Source organism: Paracoccus sp. AK26 (genome assembly GCF_011801365.1).
In the GTDB taxonomy this organism is placed as follows: domain Bacteria; phylum Pseudomonadota; class Alphaproteobacteria; order Rhodobacterales; family Rhodobacteraceae; genus Paracoccus; species Paracoccus aerius.
The window spans coordinates 1562112-1580701 of record NZ_CP041041.1 but is presented as its reverse complement, the minus strand read 5'-3'; the positions used below and the strand labels follow the sequence as shown (position 1 = coordinate 1580701).

At 60.4% G+C, this 18590-nt stretch carries 16 protein-coding genes, 2 tRNA genes and 1 other annotated feature; of the genes, 14 read left to right on the top strand and 4 right to left on the bottom strand.

Annotation, left to right across the window (positions count from 1 at the left end):
- The first annotated feature begins 37 nt into the window (after positions 1-37).
- The 4 genes from FIU66_RS07845 to FIU66_RS07830 all read left to right on the top strand — a co-directional run bounded on the left by FIU66_RS07845 (position 38) and on the right by FIU66_RS07830 (position 2747).
- A complete protein-coding gene (locus FIU66_RS07845) occupies positions 38-1165 on the top strand; it encodes an anhydro-N-acetylmuramic acid kinase (RefSeq protein WP_167622172.1) in 1128 nt (375 codons plus the stop codon).
- A gap of 67 nt (positions 1166-1232) precedes the next feature.
- Positions 1233-1309, top strand: a tRNA-Asp gene (locus FIU66_RS07840).
- Positions 1310-1332: 23 nt separating this feature from the next.
- Positions 1333-1409: transfer RNA gene (locus tag FIU66_RS07835), tRNA-Asp, on the top strand.
- 81 nt (positions 1410-1490) lie between these two features.
- A complete protein-coding gene (locus tag FIU66_RS07830) occupies positions 1491-2747 on the top strand; it encodes a glutamate-5-semialdehyde dehydrogenase (RefSeq protein ID WP_167622171.1) in 1257 nt (418 codons plus the stop codon).
- A gap of 22 nt (positions 2748-2769) precedes the next feature.
- On the opposite strand, the gene FIU66_RS07825 is transcribed toward FIU66_RS07830, so the two are convergent.
- Positions 2770-3393 carry a histidine phosphotransferase family protein gene (locus FIU66_RS07825; protein ID WP_167622170.1) on the bottom strand — a complete coding sequence of 208 codons (624 nt, stop codon included), beginning with the start codon at positions 3391-3393 and terminating at the stop codon, positions 2770-2772.
- Positions 3394-3431: 38 nt separating this feature from the next.
- Here FIU66_RS07825 and FIU66_RS07820 point away from each other — a divergent pair, with 38 nt between their 5' ends.
- The 5 genes from FIU66_RS07820 to FIU66_RS07800 all read left to right on the top strand — a co-directional run bounded on the left by FIU66_RS07820 (position 3432) and on the right by FIU66_RS07800 (position 8687).
- Positions 3432-3611 carry a DUF3553 domain-containing protein gene (locus FIU66_RS07820; protein WP_167622169.1) on the top strand — a complete coding sequence of 60 codons (180 nt, stop codon included), beginning with the start codon at positions 3432-3434 and terminating at the stop codon, positions 3609-3611.
- Positions 3612-3744: 133 nt separating this feature from the next.
- The gene (locus FIU66_RS07815) at positions 3745-4548 is read left to right on the top strand and encodes a GNAT family N-acetyltransferase (protein WP_167622168.1); all 804 of its coding nucleotides are present in this window, start codon (positions 3745-3747) and stop codon (positions 4546-4548) included.
- Between the two features lie 77 nt (positions 4549-4625).
- Complete coding sequence (locus FIU66_RS07810; protein ID WP_167622167.1) at positions 4626-5408, top strand: 1-acyl-sn-glycerol-3-phosphate acyltransferase; 783 nt, start codon at positions 4626-4628, stop codon at positions 5406-5408.
- Between the two features lie 69 nt (positions 5409-5477).
- Positions 5478-7742 (top strand): adenosylcobalamin-dependent ribonucleoside-diphosphate reductase, encoded by a 2265-nt coding sequence (locus FIU66_RS07805; protein ID WP_167622166.1) that lies wholly within the window; start codon positions 5478-5480, stop codon positions 7740-7742.
- 261 nt (positions 7743-8003) lie between these two features.
- Complete coding sequence (locus tag FIU66_RS07800) at positions 8004-8687, top strand: hypothetical protein (protein WP_167622165.1); 684 nt, start codon at positions 8004-8006, stop codon at positions 8685-8687.
- Positions 8688-8873: 186 nt separating this feature from the next.
- Here the strand turns inward: FIU66_RS07800 and FIU66_RS07795 are convergent, their stop codons facing one another.
- On the bottom strand, positions 8874-10049 hold the full coding sequence (locus FIU66_RS07795) for an AAA family ATPase (RefSeq protein ID WP_167622164.1): 1176 nt from the start codon (positions 10047-10049) through the stop codon (positions 8874-8876).
- 27 nt (positions 10050-10076) lie between these two features.
- The gene (locus FIU66_RS07790) at positions 10077-10340 is read right to left on the bottom strand and encodes a hypothetical protein (RefSeq protein WP_167622163.1); all 264 of its coding nucleotides are present in this window, start codon (positions 10338-10340) and stop codon (positions 10077-10079) included.
- A gap of 1804 nt (positions 10341-12144) precedes the next feature.
- Between FIU66_RS07790 and FIU66_RS07785 the strand changes: the two genes are divergently transcribed.
- The 4 genes from FIU66_RS07785 (at position 12145) to FIU66_RS07770 (ending at position 16058) form a co-directional block, all read left to right on the top strand.
- Complete coding sequence (locus FIU66_RS07785) at positions 12145-12828, top strand: RimK family alpha-L-glutamate ligase (protein ID WP_167622162.1); 684 nt, start codon at positions 12145-12147, stop codon at positions 12826-12828.
- Between the two features lie 50 nt (positions 12829-12878).
- Positions 12879-13666 (top strand): IS5-like element ISPme2 family transposase gene (locus tag FIU66_RS07780; protein ID WP_167621549.1). Its coding sequence is split into 2 segments (ribosomal slippage): positions 12879-13215 and positions 13215-13666, totalling 789 coding nucleotides; the frame shifts between segments, so codons are not numbered across the junction.
- A gap of 287 nt (positions 13667-13953) precedes the next feature.
- Positions 13954-14589, top strand: coding sequence for a hypothetical protein (locus FIU66_RS07775; protein WP_167622161.1), 636 nt, complete (start codon positions 13954-13956; stop codon positions 14587-14589).
- Positions 14590-14819: 230 nt separating this feature from the next.
- The gene (locus tag FIU66_RS07770) at positions 14820-16058 is read left to right on the top strand and encodes an abortive infection family protein (protein ID WP_167622160.1); all 1239 of its coding nucleotides are present in this window, start codon (positions 14820-14822) and stop codon (positions 16056-16058) included.
- Positions 16059-16438: 380 nt separating this feature from the next.
- On the opposite strand, the gene FIU66_RS07765 is transcribed toward FIU66_RS07770, so the two are convergent.
- Positions 16439-17673, bottom strand: a protein-coding gene (locus FIU66_RS07765; RefSeq protein WP_370528908.1) for an IS3 family transposase whose coding sequence is annotated in 2 segments (ribosomal slippage) — positions 16439-17373 and positions 17373-17673 — 1236 coding nt in all. Because the reading frame shifts where the segments join, the coding sequence is not laid out codon by codon here.
- Positions 17270-17386, bottom strand: a sequence feature (AL1L pseudoknot). (Overlaps the previous gene by 117 nt.)
- A 379-nt stretch (positions 17674-18052) precedes the next feature.
- Between FIU66_RS07765 and FIU66_RS07760 the strand changes: the two genes are divergently transcribed.
- The gene (locus FIU66_RS07760) at positions 18053-18436 is read left to right on the top strand and encodes a transposase (RefSeq protein ID WP_126152565.1); all 384 of its coding nucleotides are present in this window, start codon (positions 18053-18055) and stop codon (positions 18434-18436) included.
- The last annotated feature ends 154 nt before the right edge of the window (positions 18437-18590 follow it).

Sequence of the window (18590 nt, the reverse complement as noted above, 5' to 3'; positions counted from 1 at the left end):
GGGGATATACCGGCTGGGACAGGGAAGGAAAAGCGCGATGATCCGGGTTCTGGGAATGATGTCGGGCACCTCGATGGACGGGGTGGACGCGGCGATGATCGAGACGGACGGCGTGCGGATCGCCGGCTTCGGCCGCAGCGCCTTTTGCACCTATTCCGACAACGAATCGGCGGTGCTGCACGCGGCGCTTGGCCGCTGGCCCGGTGAACCAGGGGTCGAGGACGCAGCCGCGATATCTGTCCAAAGCCATGCCGCAATGGCCTCGGGTTTCCCCGAAGCGCAGTTGATCGGCTATCACGGCCAGACGCTGGCCCATGATCCGCAGGGCAGGGGCACCCACCAGGCAGGCGACGGCGCCTGGCTTGCCCGGCAGGCGGATCGCCCGGTGGTCTGGGACTTTCGCAGCGAGGATGTGCGCCGCGGAGGCGAGGGCGCGCCTTTGGCACCCTTCTTCCACTGGGCCTGTGTGCATTGGGCCGTGGGGCAGGGGTTGCTGCCCGCGCAGCCGGTCGCCTTCCTGAACCTGGGCGGGGTCGGCAACATCACCTGGGTCGATCCGCAAGCCCCCGCGCCGGAAACGCCGGGTGCCTGCCTTGCCTTCGACACCGGCCCGGCAAACGCGCCCTTGAACGACCTGATGCGCCGCAGGCTGCGCCAAAGCCATGACCGGGACGGCAGGCTGGCCGCATCAGGGACGGCGGACATGGACATCGTCGCCCGGTTCCTGCGCCACCCGTTCTTCGACCGCCAACCGCCGAAGTCGCTGGACCGCGACCAGTTCGCAGACCTGGGTCCCGCGGTCGATCCCCTGCCCGATGCGGATGCAGCGGCGACCCTGGTGGCGGCATTGGCAGGATCGGTCGCCGCGGGCTTTCGCTGGCTGCCGCAGATCCCCGCAACGGTGCTGGTCTGCGGCGGCGGGCGGCGCAACCCTGCGATCATGGCGCGGCTGGCCTGGGATTTGCCCTGCGACGTGCAGCCGGTTGAAGCCGCGGGTCTGGACGGCGACATGCTGGAAGCGCAGGCCTTCGGCTGGCTGGCCGCCCGCGTCATGCGCGGCCTGCCGACCTCGGGGCCCTCCACCACCGCCGTTCCGGATCCTTGCTGCGGGGGGCGGATCAGTTATCCGCGGAGGCGGCGCGAATTATTTCCGACGCGCCCTTGACGGGGGCGATCGGTCTGCGTAAACCGCCCCTCACCCCGGCGGGCGATCTGGTCGGGGTGGTGAGTGTGCGGTTGTAGCTCAGTTGGTTAGAGTACCGGCCTGTCACGCCGGGGGTCGCGGGTTCGAGCCCCGTCAACCGCGCCACACACACCATCGCCATGAAATGCGCGGTTGTAGCTCAGTTGGTTAGAGTACCGGCCTGTCACGCCGGGGGTCGCGGGTTCGAGCCCCGTCAACCGCGCCATTTCATTGCCTTTTGGGTCTAACGCCCTCTCCCGATCTTCGCTAAGACAAGGCCGCTGCAACATCGGGCAGGGGATAGGGCATGACTGATTCAACCGCGCTGATCGAAACCTTGGGCCATGCCGCGCGCAGCGCTGCGATCGAACTTGCGCAGGCAAGCCCTGAAGCCAAGCGCACCGCCCTGATTGCCGCAGCCGATGCCTTGGCAGCCAGCCACGAGGCGGTGCTGGCGGCGAACGCCAGGGACATGCAATTCGGACGCGACAAGGGCTTGGCCGATTCGATGCTGGATCGCCTGCGCCTGGACGAAAGCCGCCTCAGGGGGATCGAGGACGGGCTTCGCGCAGTGGCCCAGCAGCCCGACCCGGTGGGAGAGGTGGTGGCCGAATGGGACCGTCCCAACGGGCTGCACATCCAGCGGGTCCGCACCCCCATCGGTGTGATCGGGGTCATCTATGAAAGCCGTCCCAACGTCACCGCCGACGCGGGCGCCCTTGCGCTGAAGTCGGGAAATGCCGTCATCCTGCGGGGCGGTTCCGAAAGCCTGCATTCCAGCCAGGCGATCCATGCCTGCATGGTCGAAGGTTTGCGCCAGGCGGGCCTGCCCGAGGCTGCCATCCAGCTTGTCCCCACCCGCGACCGCGCCGCCGTCAGCGCCATGCTGCAGGCCCAAGGCCTGATCGACGTGATCATCCCGCGGGGCGGCAAGGGACTGGTGGGCCTTGTCCAGCAGCAGGCGCGCGTTCCCGTCTTCGCGCATCTGGAAGGCATCTGCCACATCTATGTCGATGCAAAGGCCGATCCCGAAAAGGCCCGGCGCGTGGTCCTGAATGCCAAGACGCGGCGCACCGGCATCTGCGGCGCCGCAGAATGTCTGCTGATCGACCGCAGCTATTTCGACGCCCACGGCCCGGATCTGGTGCAGGCGCTTCTGGCCGCCGGGGTCGAGGTCCGGGCCGAGGGCGATCTGGCCCGGATCCCCGGCACCGTCGCCGCGCAGCCCGATGATTTCGGGCAAGAGTTCCTGGACATGATCATGGCCGCGAAACTGGTCGATGGCGTCGACGGGGCCATTGCCCATATCCGCCGCTATGGCAGCCAGCACACCGAATCGATCCTGACCGAGGACGAGGCCACTGCGCGGCGCTTCTTCGCCGGCCTGGACAGCGCGATCCTGATGCACAATGCCTCGACCCAATTCGCCGACGGCGGCGAGTTCGGCATGGGCGCCGAAATCGGCATCGCCACCGGCAAGATGCACGCGCGCGGCCCGGTGGGGGCCGAGCAACTGACCAGCTTCAAATATCTGGTGAAGGGCGACGGGACGGTCCGCGCCTGATCCGGCCAAGAAAGGGGCTGGATCAGAAGACGATCCTGGCGCCTTTCTCGTCCAGATCCCACTCGGCCCTGCGGCCGGCAGCGGCAAGTGCCTGGGCAAGCAGGGCGAAGTGAACCTCGGACGGTGCTGGGCTGCGCGGATCGGCGCCGCCCAACCAGGCCCACAGGGGCGGATCCTGCTTGACCCGCTCGGCCTCGCCGCTCAGCCGCCAGGCGCTGCCAGCATGGGTGATCGTGACCCTGCCGCCCCAGGGCAGGGCGCTTTCCATGCACATCATCGCCAGCATGATCATGCGCAGCTCGATCCTGGCAAAGTCGCCTTCGGCCTCCAGCGTCACGCGCAGGCGGCCCTGGCCTGAAAATCCGTCCAGCAGTTGCGCAAGTCCCGCGCGCGACATGCGCTGATCGCCCTGCGCCTGCCCGAACGCCACACGGAACAGCTGGATCCGCGCCCGCGCCGATGCCACGGATTCGGCGATCAGCTTCAACTCGGGGCTGGCCCCGATGCCGGGAAAGTCGTTCGACATCTCCAGCAGCTCGACCCCGTTCCCGATCGCGCCCAGGGGCGAGACGAGGTCATGGCACAGCCGCGAACCCAGCAGTTGCGCCAGATCGGGCTGCGCGATGCGCGTTGTATCCTGAATCATGCGGCATTACCTTTCACAAAGTCACAAGGGGGCTGCCCGTGAACGAGATCCTTGAACCCGGCATGATCGTCCGCCATCCCGGCGCGCCAGAATGGGGCGAGGGGCAGGTGCAATCCCGCATCGGCGACCGCATCACGGTCAATTTCGCCGAGGCGGGAAAGCAGGTCATCGACGGCAGGCGGGTGTCGCTGGATATCGTCTGGTCACATGGCAGCTAGGGCGTCATGCGGAAACGATTGCAACCATTGATTGTTTTCCGCAAGCAGTCTTTGACGGAAGGCTCGTCGCGACGGTTCCGCTGCTGCATTGTTGCAATGCACGGCCGCCGCCCCTAGAGAGGGTCCGATGCCGATGTCAGCCGCAGCCGCCCGCCCGACCTCTGAACCGTCCTTCTTCGATATCCGCCTTGCGGTGTCGGAACAGGACCTTCTGGCCGCGCAGCGCCTGCGCTATCGCGTTTTCATCGAGGAACTGGGCGGCGATGGCGCGATGGTCGATCACGACCTTCGGCTGGAACGCGACGAGTTCGATCCGGTCGTCGATCACCTGTGCCTGATCGACAACCGCCGTTCCGCCGAGGATCTGGACCATGTGGTGGGCGTCTATCGGCTGCTGCGCGGCGACCAGGCCGAACGGTTCGGCCGGTTCTACTGCGACGCTGAATATGACCTGACGCCTCTGCGCGACAGTGGGCGGCCGGTGCTGGAACTGGGCCGGTCTTGTATCGATCCGGCCTGCCGTGGCGGGGCGGGCGTGTTCCTGATGTGGAACGCCCTCGCGGATTACGTGCTGGATCACGGTATCCAGATCCTGTTCGGCGTCGCCAGTTTCCACGGCACCGACCCGGCGATGCTGGCGCCTTCGCTCAGTTGGCTGCACCATCACCACCTCGCCCCCGCAGACCTGCGCCCCCGCGCCCGGCCGCAGGGGTTCCACCGCATGGACCTGATCCCCGCCGACCGTCTTGACCGGCGAGAGGCGCTGATCGGGATGCCCGCGCTGATCAAGGCCTATCTCCGCCTTGGCGGCATGGTGGGCGAGGGGGCGTTCATCGACCGCGCCTTCAACACGACCGACGTCTTCCTGCTGATGGACACGAAGGCCATGTCCGACAAGCACCGCCAGTTCTACGAAAGCCGCTGGCAGCCGCAATGAACGCCCCGTCACCCGAACCTGCCCAGCCCCAGCCTGCCGGGACCGTGCCTGCATGGCACGACGATGTTCCGCCGCCGATGTCGAGTCCCGAAGGGCTGCGAGACTGGCTGCGCGTGCTGCGGCGCGGTTCCGGGGCCATCCTCGTTCTGCTGCTGGGCGTGCTGCTGATCCTGCCGTTGCGAGGGATCGAGCGGCTGTTCCACGGTCAGCGCCGTCCCTGGACGGGGCCGCATGTTCAATGGGTCTGCCGCGTGGTCCTGGCCTGCATGGGCATCCGCTGGCGGCGCGTCGGGCGCCCGATGCGCGGCCCCGGTGCTGTGGTCGCAAACCATTCAAGCTGGCTGGACATCCTGGTCCTGAACGCCGCGATGCCGGTCTTCTTCGTCAGCAAGGCCGAGGTCGCGGGCTGGCCCGGAATCAACATCCTGACGCGCGTCACCAACACCCATTTCGTGATCCGCGACCCCCGGCTTGCCCAGGCCCAGGCACAGGAATTCGCCGCACGCGTCCGCGCTGGCCACCGGCTGCTGTTCTTCCCCGAGGGCACCTCGACCGACGGGCTGCGGATGCTGCCCTTCAAGCCCACGCTGTTCCAGGGCTTTCTGGACCCCGCGCTGCCGGAAGGGCTGGCCATCCAGCCGGTCAGCGCCGTCTATCGCGCCCCGCAGGGGGCCGATCCGCGCTTCTACGGCTGGTGGGGCGACATGGATCTGGGCCCGCATCTGCTGGCGGTCTTGGCCATGCGCCGGCAGGGATGCGTGACGGTGGTGATGCATGACCCGATCCCGGTCGTGGGGCAAAGCCGAAAGACGCTTTCCACCGCCGCCGAGGATGCGGTGCGCCAGGGGCTTCGGATCTGATCGCTTGATCAGCTGTGGCGAAAGCCCATATCTTGTGGATAACTTCGCCGCCGCCCCAAGGAAGCCGCCATGACCCGCTTTGCCGCGCCCATTGCCGAACAGATCTGGGACATGAAGTACCGCCTGAAAGACACCGAGGGCCGTGCCCTCGACGCGACGGTCGAGGATAGCTGGCGCCGCGTCGCACGCGATCTGGCCCAGGTCGAGGCAAGCCCGGCCGAATGGGAAGACCGCTTTTATGCCGCATTGCAGGACTTCAAGTTCCTGCCCGCGGGGCGAATCCTTGCGGGCGCAGGGACGGGCCGGTCGGTTACCCTGTTCAACTGCTTCGTCATGGGCACCATTCAGGACAGCATGGGCGGCATCTTCGACGCTTTGAAAGAAGCGGCGCTGACGATGCAGCAGGGCGGCGGCATCGGCTATGACTTCAGCACCCTGCGCCCCAAGGGGGCCGAGGTGAAGGGCGTGGGCGCCGATGCCTCGGGGCCGCTGTCCTTCATGGATGTATGGGATTCGATGTGCCGCACGATCATGTCGGCTGGTTCGCGCCGCGGCGCGATGATGGCCACCATGCGCTGCGACCATCCGGATATCGAGGATTTCATCGCCGCCAAGCAGGACCGCGCGCGGCTGCGGATGTTCAACCTGTCGGTGCTGGTGACGGATTCCTTCATGGAGGCGGTCAAGGCCGATGGGGCATGGGATCTGGTCTTTGGCGGCAAGGTCTATCGCACTGTTGAGGCGCGCGATCTGTGGAACCGGATCATGCGCGCAACCTATGATTATGCCGAACCCGGCGTGATCTTCATCGACCGCATCAACCAGCAGAACAACCTGCACTACGCGGAAACGATCCGCGCCACCAATCCCTGCGGCGAACAGCCCCTGCCGCCCTATGGCGCCTGCTTGCTGGGATCGGTCAACCTGGCGCGGCTGGTATCCGACCCGTTCACCCCGCAGGCCCGTCTGGACATGGCGGCGCTTGACGACCTGGTTCGCGTGGCCGTGCGGATGATGGACAATGTTGTCGATGCCTCGCGCTTTCCGCTGCCCCAGCAGGCGGCCGAGGCGCAGGCCAAGCGCCGCATCGGCCTGGGCGTGACGGGCCTTGCCGACGCGCTGCTGATGCTGGGGCTGCGTTACGGCGCGGCGGACGCAGTGGACCAGACCCGCGCATGGATGCGCGCCATCGCGCGGTCCGCCTATCTGGCAAGCGCCGATCTGGCGCGAGAGAAGGGTCCCTTTCCGCTGTTCGACCGCGACGCCTTCCTGGCATCCGGCTTCATGCGACGGATGGACGCCGACGTGCGCGAGGCCGTCGCGCGGCACGGCATCCGCAACGCCTTGCTGACCTCCATCGCACCGACCGGGACGATCAGCCTTTATGCGGGCAATGTCAGCTCGGGCATCGAGCCGGTCTTCGCCTATGCTTATACCCGCAAGGTCCTGCAAAAGGACGGCAGCCGGACCGAGGAGGAGGTCGTCGACTACGCCGTCCAGATGTGGCGCGACATGCATGGCGAGGCAGAGCTGCCGGATCATTTCGTGAATGCCCAGACGCTTGCGCCGCAGGATCACGTGGCCATGCAGGCGGCGGCGCAGGAATGGGTGGACAGCTCGATCTCGAAGACGATCAACTGCCCTGCCGACATCTCGTTCGAGGACTTCAAGGACGTCTACCTGTCAGCCTGGGATCTGGGCTGCAAGGGCTGCACGACCTATCGCCCCAACGAAGTCACCGGCAGCGTCCTGTCGGTCAGCGAAACGGCCGAGGCCGCGCCGCACGCCGACAATGGTGCCGACGTCGTCTATCTGACCGAACCGCTGGACCGGCCGGCCTCGCTTGAGGGTGCGACCTACAAGCTGAAATGGCCGGCCAGCGAACACGCGATCTACATCACCATCAACGACATCATCCAGTCGGGCCATCGCCGCCCGTTCGAGATCTTCATCAACTCGAAGAACATGGAGCATTTCGCCTGGACAGTCGCCCTGACGCGGATGATCAGCGCCGTCTTCCGGCGCGGCGGCGACGTCAGCTTCGTGGTCGAGGAGTTGAAGGCCGTCTTCGATCCGCGCGGCGGGGCCTGGATGAATGGGCGCTACGTCCCCTCGATCCTGGCCGCGATCGGCGGCGTGATCGAGCGGCACATGATCGACATAGGCTTCCTGGCAGGCGAGGGGATGGGCTTGAAGTCGGATCCGCAGGTCGAGGCCGTGGCCGTCGGCGAACGGCCGCTGGGACCGGCCTGCCCGAACTGCGGCCAATACGGGATGCGCATGAACGAAGGCTGCATGACTTGCCCGAATTGCGGCCATTCGAAATGTGGCTAGGCTGTCAAAGCCCGGTCGCAGCTGTCCTGACAGCCAAAACTTTTCCTTTTGCCGCCCATAATTTTTCCTTTCGCTAGGCAAAAGTTTTCCTTCGGCCCGGGAGAGGAAAAGTTATGGCTGGCACGACCACTTGGCAGCCATTTTTCGACAATCGTGCTGCGGTATCCTGTTCTACGCCCTTCCGTATGCATAATTAAGCCAGCGCAAGAGAGACGTTCTGGCGGTTTAATCGCGAATGTGTCCAGATGAAGAAGGCCGACTATGAGCTTCCAGAAGCGGTTCAATAATTTTCCTGCTGGCTGGCGAAAGGTCGTCGATACGTGGGGAGATTTGAACAACCAATACTCCAAAAGAGATGGGGACCTGCCTGCATGGTATGTCGAGAACTCGAATTCAGCATTGTTCTCGGCGGCGGCTTGGATACACGGATATCCGGCGTTGTGCGAAATGGACGTTGAGAAGAAACTCTATACTGGCGACCGTGGCAGACCCAAGTCGTATGCAGGCCGCATGGATATTGAACTTGAAATCAACGGAATCAGATACTGGGTTGAGGCAAAACGGCGTGCTTTCGCGCTGTCAGAAGAAAGCCAATATTCGCTCCGACACTCCTTCCTCGTCAACTCCCTGTGGGATGCGTGGGGCGACGCAAGGCAATGCCGTCCTGCAGCGCAGGATTTCCAAGCCAGAATGGTGGCGGTTGTCTTTTTCTCGTGCCATATCGCCCCGGAGGCGCCGGAGCGGCATGCGAATCCAAGTCAACGGGAACAACTGCTCGCTAGTGAAATAGAGCAGATGCATTCAGCGATAAAGGCGTTAGCATCGAAAATGGATCGAAACGTTTACCGAGCAGTTTTTGCCCAGAACGATTTCCATATCCATAGGAGTTGGAACGACTATCTATGGCCAGCGGCTTTTGGGTTATGCGCTATTTTTGATGATTAAACATTCCTGCGCTTACGCACATCTAGGCGCAACAAACCTCTGTTTGGAATTCAGATTGATACTTAGAGTTATTACCCAATCCTCTAGCTAAAAATTGCATAGGGGACTGCCAGACGTTCTATTCACTGCATTAATAAGCGGGTATGGAATCGTCCTCGAATATCATGCGCATCCTTCGCTTTGTTTCTAACCCTCTGGATCGCATAGCCGCATTAGCCTGCCGGACAGGTCCCGTTCAGCCGGGGTCGCCTCCAGAACGCGTTCCTGGCAAAGGATCTGCGCAAGCCTCCGAAGGCGCTGCTCCTCTTTGCGAAGGATTGCCGTCGCGAGGCTTCTCCCCGCATTCAGCCGTTGATCAGCTCGGCTACGTGTCGCGGGATCCCTCATGCCGACCCTCGTCGAGTCCGGGTGATAGAGGAGGCCGTGCTCGGTCAGCCCGTATGCCAGTTCCAGCCGCAGCGAGAGTTCAGTTGCCATCGCCAGATCGCTGTCCGGCCTCCCGCCAGCGCCGATCGACGCCTCCGCGAAGATCATCTCTTCCGCCGCGCGTCCAGAGAGAAGGAAGGCGATGTGATCGGTGATGTCTCCCGCAGTCAGGTTCGGTGCGGGCGGGTCGAGGTGAACGTGCCCTCCGTCGGTGCCGACTCGGATCGCGCTGATCACGCCCCGCCGCAGCCGGGTTGCTACGATAGCGTGTCCCGCCTCATGAACAGCCACGCGCCAGAGCAGGTCCGGGTCCTCGTCGTCAAACCCGAGCGCGGCAGCCACAACACCGGCGGAGAGCGGCCGCTGGAGGGCGCGTGCAATCCCCTTCGCCTCCCGCACAGCCCCGTCGAGTTCCGCAGCGGTCCGACCGGTCGCCAGGCGCGCGAGCGACCGGACCTCCTCCGGCCCGAGCAAGCCGCCGGCGTGAAAGGTGAGAATTCTTTCGACGGCAGCACGGCCAGGGCGGGGAACTTGGACGATCCTGTCGATCCTGCCGGGGCGGAGGATCGCCGAGTCCAGCGCGCTGACGTCGTTGCAGGCGGCGATCACCGCGACGCCAGGTCGGCCGACCGCTCCGTCCATGAGTTCCAGAAACCCGTTGATGACCTGCCGCCTGTAGTTCTCCGCGTGCAGGTCCTTCGACCCCCTGTCCCCCGCAGCGTCGATCTCGTCCACGAAGAGAAGGCAGGGGGCGGCATCACGGGCCTCATCGAAGGTTCGCCGCATCTCCCGCAGCATATGGCCAAGGTGTCCGGCTGACTGCCAGCTGGCGAAGCTGCCAGTAATAAGGGGCAACCCAGCGGAGCCGGCGATCGCCCTTGCGAGGAAGGTCTTCCCGGTCCCGGGTTCACCGTGAAAGAGGACGGAGCGGGTCATGTCGTCCCAGCGGACCTCACCTCGTGCCTAAGCGTGAAGATCGGACACCAGTCTCCGGCCAACCTCTTCAGCTTCGCCATAGCCCGCAACGTGGTCGAGGGTGACGCTAGAAGTCCGCGCAGCGATCTTTTTCGCGAGGCGGTGCATCTCGGCCATGATCTGGTCCAGCGTCTCGAACCGCAGCGCCATGCGGAGGCCGTCCAGCCCTAGCGCCCTGAGCGCGGCGTCTTCCGGCAGGTCGGCCGCCTCGCACTCCTGTCCTGTCGAGACTGAGAGGGCGGCGGCGAGCATGTCCCGATCTGGAGGACCCACGGAGACAGGCGTAGGCAGCAGATCCGCGAACCGAGAGGTAAAAGGTCCTGCGTCACAACTAACTAGGATCTGCGCTGTCCGGGTGGCAAGAGCGTTTTCCAAGCACTTCTCAATCATGCAGGGGCTCGGTCGGCGCTCCTGATCCCCCTGGACGCTGACGGTCACATCGAACTTACCCTCCGGGTTATCGGAAAGGAGCAAGCGCTTCAGCGCCCAGCCCACCTCGGAAGCCAGCGCAGCAGGACGACACCTGATCAAAGTGATCCCGCTTGGACGGGTCAGTTCTGCCGAATCTTCCCCAGTTGGGAGCGCTTTGCATACCGCAGCTAGTGCTACTGCCCGGACCGGCGCTTCACTGAATGTCAGAGGTAAGCTTTGGGCCCAAGGGTTATCATCAAGGTCTTCAAGCTCATCCTCGACCTCCGCAAGCCGGCCCTCCAGTAGCGCCTGAAAGACCGTCTCAGACATCTCGCGGTGGGGTGGCGGAGCAGAATGTTGAGGGTCAATTGCAGCAACCCTACGAAAGCGAGAAATCCACTGTTCGGGCATACGTTCACCTGGGCTAACTAGGAACGGGGAGGCCCTGCCAAGCCGAGCGACGAGGCCGCGGTTCGCATCTGACCCACCGGCGGGCCGGTTCAAGTTGTGACGAAATGGCTCGCACCGATGGCGAGGTGAGGGACTAGCCTCGTATTCGGCTTATGAAGGACCGAAGGTGCTGCATAGAGACATGATAGGGTGTGCGCTGCGCCTCGAGCAAGGGGGTGTCGCGGTCTAAGAATCCGGAACTTCTATAAGCGTCTGAACACATTATTGATTATGCAGCTCCCTTCCTGATGTGGAAGCACGTTTTTGGTTTTCTTCCGTTGACGCTGGAGCGAGTCATGGCTGAAATCTACGGCAAGTCAGACGTGAAGGCCCCTGGCTTCGGAAGGCCGAGTCTGGCGAACCTCAACCTCGAGATGTCCAAGGATGAGCACTGGGCGTTCACGGCACGCCAGTTCTTGTGCTCCAGCAGGGCATTCGGCTTACGCAACAGGTGGATGCAATCACATCTGATTTGGAGTATTGAGGGCTGTAGATGGTGAACGTCAGATGGTTTTGCCCTTTGCGGCAAGTTGGATGACTTATGGTCACTGTAGGTTGCCACTGACAGGTTCCGGCCTCCCGGGCTGAGCATCCCGAGCAGGATCTAACCGGATTTTTCTCCCAATACTGCTAGGTTTGAGGGCCGGAGGTCCTGGCTCAGCATATCTTGGACACCTGCCGAAACCGCCTATGGCAGTAGATCGTAACATTGAAGAATTTCTTCCAAATTTTACAAGAAACTAGACGATATGGAGGAGAGGCACTATATCGGAAAATAGTTACAATACCGATCAAGAAGCATAACGTGAAGGGGTAACATGCAACAGCTCACACGGACGCAAAGACAAAGAACTCCCTTCTTGATATCCCATGCAGTGCAAAGGACAGAGGGAGAGGCCTTGAGGGGATACTATTCTGGTGTCCTGTCAATGTGGGTTTCTGATGAAAGCGGAACCGAAATCCCGACAATCAGTAGCAGCAACGTAAGCACCGAAATGGCCACGAAAACGAGAAATAACCAAGAGTCCGACGATCACTATTCCTTCTGTTCTGTTCAGGAACTATCTACAAAAACTTCAACGCACACTGAGCAGGACGATACAAGAGGGTCTGTCATTTTGGAGCTTGCTACAAAAACAGATGCCCAGATGGAGAGCGATGACACTTCACCTTACCTGAATGATCTGTTCTTGTAATGGGCGGTTTAGAACTCTTTCTTTTAGTCACAAACAAGCGCGATCTAACTTGTGATTATATTGTTAGGGAACTTCGGAAAAGAAGCCTGTCTTTTTTTCGGCTTAATACCGAGGATCTACCAGAGTTTGGTTACTTAAGAAAACCAGAAGGAGAAACTACTCTCTCCACTCCGGACGCTACGATCCAGTTAAACCAAGTGCGGGCAGGTTACTTTCGAAGACCTCTCCCACCAGAAGTAGAAAAATTCAACCTTTCTCCCTCTTCGAGCCAGTATGCCCGCGAGGAATGGATTTACTTGCTTCGGTCCTTATACTTGGAGATAGGGAAAAGATGGCTGAATCATCCAAACCATATCCAACTAGCTGAAGATAAATCAAAGCAACTTAATTATGCCCAGAAGATTGGATTTCTCGTTCCAGAAACAGTTATCACCAACAGGAAGGATGATGTAGTTGAATTATTTTCCGGCGGCGATGTTGTTGCTAAGCCACTTAAGCACTCCCTTATATCAGGTGAGAATGAAAAGGTTATCTATACTTCTTTGGTTCATTCGATAGATGATATAGAGGAAGATAGCCTGAAAGTTGTTCCTGCAATCTTTCAAAGGAAAATTGAAAAATCTGTCGATCTGAGGGTAGTTGTTGTAGAGAATGATGTTTTCTGTGTTGCTAGGGCGTGTTGACAAAAGGGATTCACCGGGCGCGGTGATCGTGATTCAAGCTGGTATCTGCAATGGAGACCAGCGTGGCACGAAACCTGATGTCGAACGACGAGTGGGCGTTCTTTGAACGCTTCATCCTGGCTGTCCGTTCTCCGAACGGCCGCAAGCCCACGAACCATCGGCTTGTTCTGGATGGGATTTTCTGGATCGCCCGAACGGGGTCGCCCTGGCGCGACCTGCCGGAAGAGTTCGGCAAATGGTCGTCTGTCTATCGGCAGTTCCGGCGCTGGACGTTGGCGGGGCTGTGGGAACAGATCCTGGAGGCGCTGAACGAGAGCCGGATCGTGCCGGATGCGCTGCAGATGATCGACAGCACCGTGGTTCGCGCTCATCATCAGGCAGCGGGCGCAAAAGGGGGACTCCGCGCCAAGGTTTCGGCCGCTCGCGAGGTGGCTTCACGACCAAGATCCATCTGCGGGTCAATGCGGCAGGCCTGCCCATGAGAACCGAGATCACGGCCGGGCAGACATCGGACTACCTCGGCTTCGATCTGGTCATGCCTGACAACCTGCCCGAGCCAAGCGTTCTGCTCGCAGACCGCGGCTACGACTCCGACAACATCCGCAAGACCATGGAGGTGCGCGACGTGGTGCCGGTCATCCCCATGCGCAAAACCCGGAAGCTACGGGTCGCCGTTGACCGCAGGCTCTACCGCCTGCGCAATCTCGTTGAGCGGTGCTTCAACAAGCTCAAGAATGCCCGTCGCGTCGCCACCCGCTACGACAAGACCGCCGAAAGCTTCCTGGGCTTCATCGACATCACGTCGATCCGCCTCTGGCTCCGCCATTTGTCAACATGACCTATCCATTCTCAAGATTTTGAGATCACGAGAACTGATTGGAGGCATAGCTCTGTTATTGATTTGCGTCATGAAGTTTTTGCTCTTCCGCATACTATTAAAGATCGCTGTTGCGCGCTCGTAACCAAGCTCAACCTCCGGTATGGCGCCATTGACCTTGTAGTAGATAAGGCAGGGGAGATTTGGTTTCTCGAATGTAACCCTAATGGCCAATGGGCTTGGTTGGAAAACCGGACCGGGGTCCCTATAAGTGCATCCATCGTAGACGCCATGGTGAGGATCGGAAGTTGAATATCGATCAGTTGTTGTGGCCCCACGTGTCCGCCATGCATCCAGACAGAAACTTGCGGGATGACTTGGATAGAATTACTCGGGCATCGTGGCGTGGGCAAGCAGGAGTTGCACTTGAAGAAGCGAGGCGCCTGCGAGACGTCGAAACTTCTCGTAAAGTGTCTGCAGAAACAAAAGGTCAGATCTATCTAGGCGCGCTGTTGGCGTTAATCCCGATTATCGTATCATTAACAGAAAAAGAATTTATAAAAGAAATTTTTACATTTTCGGCATGGTATCACTATTGTGGTGCTTTACTGTTTTTTGCTGCAGTTATTTATGGAGTAGGGGGCTTTGTATCGGCTTTTCGTTCCATCAATGTGGGAAACTTTAACAGGGTTGATGTTGATGAACTGGTCGCGAGCGCATCCGCTCCCGATCCCCAAGAGTATTTAGTTAAAGAATTGCTGAAATCTGTTAGGTGCGATCGGCAAGCGGTAAACCATAAAATAAGTTATGTTATTGTGACTCAGCAGCTAGTGTTTAGAATGGCTCTCTTTTTTATGCTGTCCCTAGCGGTCACCGAGGTTGGTCGGCTAGGAGAAATCTTGGTTTGCAGCTCGCAGGATAGAACAAAGTGCCTTGATCGTTGAGTTCTTGATTTCACGTGAATGCGTCGATCTGCATGGATTTCCCTTTTCTGGTCATTATTGTTGCTGGCCCGTTTTTCTTACTTGGCACAAAGATAACGTAATGGGCCCTATGGCCGTCACAAATCGCTTCTCAGTTTTTCTCCGATAGGAGCTTGCTATGGACCCGTCTATCAGCATTATCGACCCGACGCGTCTATCGCGTGTGTCGGGATTCAAAGGCAAGGCGAAGAATGCGCTATCTCAGTATCAGGCGACAAATCGAAGGCGCACTTCCAACGGTTGTCGAGCTGCTCCGGGCGAAAGGTGAAGATGATGCTTTGCGTGTCGTCACGCAGGCCGAAATCGATCTCCAACAAACCGGCATGGACAACTGGAACGGCGGAACGGAGCTATGGACCATTTACATAAGGCTGCCCGTGTCTGTCTTTGTTTCGATCGAAACGCTCCGGCAAGAAATAGCGGATGTTATTAACACAAACATCCAGCTTGTGTTCGGAAAGGATGAGGGGTTCTGGGTCCATGCCGAGATAGCTCTTCTCCGAACTGCCCAGAACAGCTCGAAGGTTGCTGACGGAAAGATTGGCCCACGGACCAGGGCTGCCCTCTTAGACGAGATGCGGGCGCGCGGCACCATCTGGTTCGGGGCGCTGGACGAGATCGCGTTCCTCAGTCGCATCTATGACCTGACCACCATGCCCTCGCGCGATAGCCGATACGAAACGGCTGAAGGGGACATCTGGCAGCATTGTATCAACAATGATGATTGGCCTCTGGACTGGATCTATAGCGATCCGCGCTTCAGGCTTTACGCAACGGATCAGGAAACGTTGCTGAAATTCATCTGTGAGGTCGTCCATCCGATTGTGCGAACGGACGCTGACGAGCAGGCCGCGCTAGTCCAGGCGTTCAACGGACACCTAGCGGCAGAAGGCTGGGAACTCGTAGAAGACACGGTGCTTGCTGGCCGTGCTGTCTTCGAAGCCCAGCGGAAGGTTCACGCTCTCGGGATGCCTCTGCAGCGTATCAAAGCGGTCGCCGCTACCCTGAACTCGGAAACGCTGTATGAGGATCTGCGCAGACTTGAACGCATAGGCGACAGTGAGCCTGGGGAGGCGATCGCCCTCGCGAAGGAGATCGTGGAAAGCTGCTGCAAGCTGATCTTGGACGACCGAAAGGTCGAGTATTCCAACAAGGCTGAAATTCCTGACCTGCTGAAGCTCCTCCGCAAGGAGCTAAAGATCATGCCCGAAGGGATTGAGGATACCACTATAGGCGCTTCGGAAATCCGTGACATCCTGACCAGCTTGGGCAGGATCGCTCATTCTCTGGCGCCTCTCAGGAACGCCTATGGTAAGGGGCATGGGCGGGGGAGAGGCTTCAAGGGGCTGCAGCCGCGGCATGCCCGGTTGGCGATAGGTGCGGCAAGCACTTTCGTAGACTTCGTGCTTGATCGTCATTCAAGTCAGTAATGTCTCGTGCCAGTTCGATGGAGGTGCGAGCAGGAGTTCGAGGCTGGCAATCTAACGGCAGTTAATAATGAGACTTTGGCTCAGGCGGATCACCGAATGGATCGTGCAGTTCGTCTACGTCTGGGAAAAGTGCCTTGCCCTCCAATTTGACGGCCGCTCCCTCCATAGTAGTCTTGGCCTGAAGGGCAGTGAGACGCGCCTTCGCCCATGCAACCATACGTCCGAGTTCTGTGGCGTTATCGGCGGCGGCTTCGGCGGGCAAGGAACCGAGCCATTCCCTGATATCCGCGGCTTCGCGCTGAAGCTGCACAAGCTCGCGGAGATGAGCGATCCGCGCATTGAACCGCCCCGGGTTTACCGGAGAGTTTGTGGTTCAATGATTAGGCTGCTTTTTCGGCTGCGTTCAAGCTTGCGTAGAAGGCCTCCTCTGCTTCGTTCGGCGTGACGTAACCGATGGCGCTGTGCAGGCGCGTCTTGTTATACCAGTCGACCCATTTCAAGGTTTCCCATTCGACCTGACCGACGGACTTCCAGGGTCCGAGGAACTTGATGACCTCGGTCTTGAACAGACCAATGATGCTTTCCGCGAGGGCATTGTCATAGGAGTCCCCGACGCTGCCGACCGAGGTGTCGATGCCTGCCTCAGCCAGCCGTTCGGTATATCGGATCGACAGGTATTGGCTGCCTCGATCACTATGATGGATCAGCTTGTCAGTCTCGGATGGGGTCCTCTGGCAGATAGCCTGGTTCAAAGCATCCAACACGAAACCAGTCGTCATCGAGCTCGAGACGCGCCAGCCGACGATCTTCCGGGCGAAGACGTCGATGACGAAGGCAACATAGACCATGCCCTGCCAGCTTGAGACATAGGTGAAGTCGCTGACCCATAGCTGGTTCGGCATGTCCGCAACGAAGGCCCGGTTCACCTTGTCGTCTGGGCAAGGCTGAGCCGCATCGGGGTGGGTCGTGATGACCTTCTTGCCACGCACAACGCCTTGCAATCCCATCGCCTTCATCAGCCGCTCCACCGTGCAGCGGGCGATATCGTGCCCTTCGCGGCGTAATTGGTGCCAGACCTTGCGCGCGCCATAACGGCCCCGGCTGCCATCGAAAACCTCCTTGATGGCAGCCATGTCGAGGCGATCCTGCCTGGCCCGATCCGACGCCAGATCGGGATTACGCTCGACGGCCTTGAAGGCATGATAGGTCGATGGTGCGATCCCCAGAACCCGGCAGATCGGCCCGACACCATGGACACAACGGTGATCGTCGATGAACGCGATCATTTGCGGAAGGGGCGGTCGAGCTCCGCCGCTGCGAAATACGCACTGGCCTTCTTCAGGATCTCATTGGCCTGGCGCAGTTCACGGACCTCGCGCTCCAGTTCCTTGATCCGGTCCTTCTCCGCGCTCGTCAGACCGCCGCGCTGACCGGCATCACGTTCGGCCTGCTGGCACCAGACGCGCAGGCTGTCGGGCGAACAGCCAAGCTTCGGCGCAATCGCCCTGTAGGCGGCCGTGTCGCTCGCGTAGTCGCCGCGGTTCTCTCGGAAAAGTCGAACACCGCGTTCGCGAAGCTCGGCCGGATAGGCGGGGGTGAATCTCGGCTTTGACATAGGGCTCATCCTTTGAGTGTTTTACTCTCCGGTAAACCCGGGGCGGTTCAGCCCTGCCTGTTTGCTGGAAGATGATCGCGCTGGCTCATCAAACAGACTTCGGAGAGGCCGTTTGATGTGGAAATTGCGCCCGGTTCGAATTTGCGCCATTCACGGAACGTTTCTGGTCACCAGGCGCCATACTAAATGGTCTGACCGGTTTGATCAGATGGCCTTAATGGTTCCAGAAACGGATTATGCGCTTTCTGCTCTCACAAAGGATTTAGAGCGGAGAGAAGTCGTAACCGCCCGGTTGCCACCGCCTGCCTGAGCGTGGGGTGATCGGCTAAGACACGTGCATAGCGACGTCGTTAACGACGTATCTTATGCGGGGCTTTCGATGCGTGGTGACATTCTGGGTCTGGAACGGCGTCGTCGCTGGAGCGACGAGGAGAAGCTCGGGATCGTGCTGTCGGTGGGGGTGGCGGGCGCGACGGTGACGCAGGTGGCGCAGCGCCACGAGGTAACCCGACAGCAGCTTTATGCCTGGCGGCATGAGCTGAAGAAGAAGGGGCTGCTTTCCCCGCTTCCGGAGACTGTGTTCTTGCCTGTGGAGTTGAGCGCGCCCGCCGAATTGGCGGTGCCTTCCTTGGCTGAAGATTTGACGCCGCAACGCCCCGCCCTGATTGAGCTTCAGCTGGCCAATGGCCGGTGCCTGCGCTTTGACCCGATGCTGGACACGACCACGCTGACGCGGTTGATCCGGGTGGTGGAGGCGGCATGATCGGGCCCGGCACCGGTGTCCGGGTTTATCTGGCCTGCGGGGTGACCGACATGCGCAACTATGCGGCGACCATAATTATGCGGAGTTGGCGTTGCCGATCTATAGATTAGGTTGTTTTTATAGATGCCTAGGTAGCCAGAGAGCAGGCTTTTAC